Source organism: Streptomyces sp. NPDC094034 (genome assembly GCF_040303865.1).
Lineage (GTDB): Bacteria > Actinomycetota > Actinomycetes > Streptomycetales > Streptomycetaceae > Streptomyces.
Window position 1 is genome coordinate 1 of record NZ_JBEOUD010000099.1, and the last position, 4,383, is coordinate 4,383.

At 72.3% G+C, this 4,383-nt stretch carries 2 protein-coding genes; both read left to right on the plus strand.

Annotated features, from left to right (window positions below):
* The first annotated feature begins 9 nt into the window (after positions 1-9).
* The gene (locus ABTZ59_RS36825) at positions 10-4,272 is read left to right on the plus strand and encodes a type I polyketide synthase (protein WP_503003866.1); all 4,263 of its coding nucleotides are present in this window, start codon (positions 10-12) and stop codon (positions 4,270-4,272) included.
* Positions 4,238-4,383 (plus strand): polyketide synthase docking domain-containing protein (locus tag ABTZ59_RS36830; RefSeq protein WP_351425778.1); only part of this gene is annotated, 146 nt, incomplete at its 3' end. The genes ABTZ59_RS36825 and ABTZ59_RS36830, both read left to right, overlap by 35 nt.

Consider the following 4,383-nt stretch of genomic DNA (forward strand, 5'->3'; position numbering starts at 1 on the left):
TTGTCGGCTGTGTCGGATGTGGCGTTGCGGGCGCAGGCTGCTGGTCTGCGGGTGTTTTTGGAGGAGCGGCCGGAGGTGTTGCCCGCGGATGTGGGGTGGTCGTTGGCGAGGACGCGTGCGTTGTTCGATCATCGGGCCGTGGTGGTGGGTGAGGACCGTACGGAACTCCTCACCGGACTCGAAGCACTCGCCGCCGGAGAGCCCGCCGCCCAGGTGGTCTCCGGGACGGCGGACGAAGCGGGCGGCACCGTCTTCGTCTTCCCCGGTCAGGGATCCCAATGGGTGGGCATGGCCCGTGAACTCCTCGACTCCTCCGAGGTGTTCGCGAATCGGTTTGCCGAGTGTGCCGACGCTCTCGCGCCCCACACCGACTGGTCGCTGCTGGACGTTGTACGTGGTGTGCCGCACGCACCGAACCTGGACCGGGTCGATGTGGTCCAGCCCGTGTTGTTCGCGGTGATGGTGTCGCTGGCGGAGCTCTGGCGCTCCCTGGGCATCGTGCCGGACGCGGTCGTCGGGCACTCGCAGGGTGAGATCGCCGCGGCCCAGGTGGCCGGCGCGCTCAGCCTGGACGACGCGGCCCAGGTGGTGGCCCTGCGGTCACGGGCCATCGTCGCGCTCGCCGGAAACGGTGGCATGGCGTCGGTGTCCCTGCCCGCCCATGAGCTGGAGCACCGGCTCGCGCGTCTGGGCGGTCGCGTGCACATCGCCACCGTCAACGGCCCCTCGTCGACCACGGTCTCCGCCGACGTCGAGGCGCTGGAAGAACTGCTGGCCGCGTGTGCGAAGGAGGGGGTGGACGCCCGGCGGATCGCCGTCGACTACGCGTCCCACTCCCCGCATGTGGACGTGCTCCACGATCACCTGCTTGAGCTGCTGTCCGGGATCACCCCCCGCACCTCGGAGCTTCCCTTCTACTCGACGGTGACCGGTGAGCCGCTGGACACCGCGACCCTGGATGCCGCGTACTGGTTCCGCAACCTCCGTCAGACCGTGCGGTTCGAGCGTGCGACGCGGGCGCTCCTGGCGGCTGGGCACCGTACCTTCGTCGAGGTCAGTCCGCACCCGGTGTTGACCATGGCGGTTCAGGACACGGTGAGCGGCGCGGCGGGGGCCGCGGCGGACGCCCTGGTCACGGGCACACTGCGCCGGGACGACGGCGGCCTGCGCCGTTTTCTCACCTCGCTCGCCCAGGTGCACACTCATGGTGTGTCCGCCGACTGGTCCGCCGTACTGGCCGGCCACGGGGCCCGTACGGTCGAACTGCCCACGTACGCCTTCCAGCGGGAGCGGTACTGGCTTGACAGTACGTCCGGTACCGCGGACGTGACCTCGGCCGGGCTGCTCGCGGCGGAACACGCACTGCTGGGTGCGGCGGTCCCCCTGGCCGACAGCCGGGAGTTGGTGTTCACCGGACGCCTGGCCCCCGGTGCGCACCTCCGGCCGGCCGGAGGTCCCGGGGCGGGCGCAGCACTGTCCGGCGCGGTGCTCGCCGAACTCGTCCTGCACGTCGGCGAGCAGGTCGAGTGCCCCTGGGTGGACGAACTGACGGTGCTTTCTCCACTGGGCTTCTCCGCCGAGCACGCGTGTCAGCTCCAGATCACCGTCCGGGCGCCGGACGCGTCCGGGCGGCGTGAGGTTCTCGTTCACTCCCGCCCGGAGGACCAGGACGAGGACGGTGACTGGACACGACACGCCGAGGCCGCGGTTCTGCCACGCGACGACGCCGCCGCCCCGGCTGTCGCGTCTTCCGACGGCGCCTGGCCCCCACCGGGCGCCACGTCCGTCGATCTCGACGATCTCGCGCCGGACCTTGAGGACGATGGTGCCGGTCCGGGAGAGCCGTTCCGCGGTGTGCGGGCGCTGTGGCGGCAGGGCTCCGAGTTGTACGCGGAGGTGGCGCTCGCGGAGGATCCGCCCACCGACGTGGACGGCTTCGGAATCCATCCCGAACTGCTGGACGCGGCTTCCCGTGCGCTTGCCCCCGCTCTGCACCAGGACGGCGCCGCCGCACGACGCGTGGTGTCCTGGAGCGGCCTGCGCCTCTACGCCACCCGGTCCACCTCCGTACGCGCACGACTCACCGCGCTCGGCACGGACCGGTACCGGCTGGCGCTGGCCGATCCCGCCGGGCGGCCGGTCGCGGCTGCCGAGTCCCTCACTCTGGCGGACGCCCCCGACGATCCGGCGCAGCGACCGCGGGAGCGGGACAGCGGGAGCCTTTTCCACCTCGACTGGCCGGAGGTGGACAGCACGGCGGGCGGCGCTTCCGGCGTCTGGACCCTGCTGGGAGACGGGACGGCATCCCTCAGGGGCGAACTCGCCCGCGCCGGGGTGACGGTAGGGACCTGTCCCGACCTGGCGACGGCTTCGGCACGCGCACTCGGCGCCCCCTCTTCCGGTGTCGTACGGGCTTCCGGCGTCGTACGGGCTTCCGGCGTCGTACTGGCCGCTCCCGCCGACTCCACCGCCGCGTCCGTGCCCCCCACCGGGCAGGACGACGCCGGCTCACATCGGCCCGACACCCCCTCGGACCACGCCCATCGGGCCACCGAGGCCACGCTCGGGCTGCTGCGCGAGTGGCTCTCCGACGAGGGCACCGACACCGCCCGACTCGTGATCCTCACGCGGGGCGCCGTCGCCGTCCGGGCCGGTGACGATGTGACCGGACTGGCGGGCGCCGCCGTCTGGGGACTGGTCCGCAGCGCCCAGGCCGAACACCCCGACCGCGTCACACTGATCGACATCGACGACACACCGGCCTCGGTGCGCGCGCTGCCCGCCGCACTGGCCACCGGCGAGCCCCAACTGGCGCTGCGCGGAGGCAGGTCGCACACCCCGAGGCTGACGCGGACGATCCCCGACCCAGCGGCGCCGGCCCGGCCGCTCGACCCGGCCGGTACGGTGCTCGTCACCGGCGGCACGGGCACTCTCGGCCGGCTCGTCGCCCGTCACCTCGTGACCTCACACGGTATCCGGCATCTGCTCCTGACCAGCCGCAGGGGCCCGGACGCCGATGGTGCCGACCAGATCCGCGCGGAACTCGCCGCCGAGGGCGCCGAGGTGACCGTGGTCGCCTGCGATGTCGGTGACCCGCGGGCCCTGCGGGCGACCCTGGGCACCGTGGACCCCCACCACCCGCTCACCGCCGTCGTCCACGCGGCCGGTGTCCTCGCCGACGCCACCGTGCACGCCCTCACCACGGAGCAGACGCGTCGGGTGCTCCGGCCCAAGGCGGACGCCGCGTGGAATCTGCACCAGCAGACCTCTCGGCTGGACCTCGCCGCGTTCGTCCTGTTCTCGTCCGTCACCGGCGTCATCGGCACACCGGGCCAGGCGAACTACGCGGCGGCCAACGCCTTTCTCGATGGTCTGGCCGCGCACCGTCATGCCCACGGGCAGCCCGCGACCAGCCTGGCCTGGGGCTACTGGGCCGAGTCCACCGGGATGACCAGCCATCTCTCCCGGGCGGATGTGGCCCGCATGGACCGCACCGGCGTCGGTGCCCTGGCGACGGACGACGCACTCGCCCTCTTCGACACCGCTCTCGCCGGAGGGCTCCCGGCCCTGGCGCCGGCCAGGATCGTCACGCGGTCCCTGCGGGAGCTCGCGCGCAGCGGCCCGCTGCCCGCGGTGCTGCGCGGTCTGGTCCGTACCTCGTCACGGCGCAGGGCGGCGGGCGCCGTGACGGGCGCGGACTCGTGGCAACAGCGGCTGTCGGCCCTGCCCCCGTCCGAGCAGCACGCCCTGCTGCTCGAACTGGTCAGCGGCCACGCGGCGGCCGTCCTTGGCGGTACCCGCCAGACCGTGGAAAGCGGCCGGGCCTTCAAGGAGTTGGGTTTCGACTCTCTGACGGCCGTCGAACTGCGCAACAGGCTCAGCGCCGCGACCGGCCTGCGGCTGCCCGCCACTGTCGTCTTCAACCACCCGACGGCGGCGGCGCTCGCGGCACATGTGCGCGAGCTGCTGGCTCCGGTTCCGGCTGCCGCCGAGGACGTCTCCCCGATGGCGCGGCTCGATTCCCTGGAAACGGCTCTCGGTTCGCTCGATCCGGCCGATGCCGACGCCCACGACGCGATCGCCGAGCGCCTGCACGCCCTGCTGCGGAAACTGGAACGGCCCGGCGGGGACCTCACGGACACGATTCTGTCGGCGACGCCCGACGAGATCTTCGAACTTATCGACAACCGGCTTGGCCGACAGCGTCGGACAGGTTCGGACAACCAGGGGGCCAACCATGACGAACGAAGCGAAGATCGCCGAATACCTTAAGCGCGTGACGGTGGAGCTTCATCGGGCTGAGCGGCGGCTTGTTGAGGTTGAGGGGCGTGTGCATGAGCCGGTGGCGGTGGTGGGTATGGGGTGTCGTTTTCCGGGGGGTGT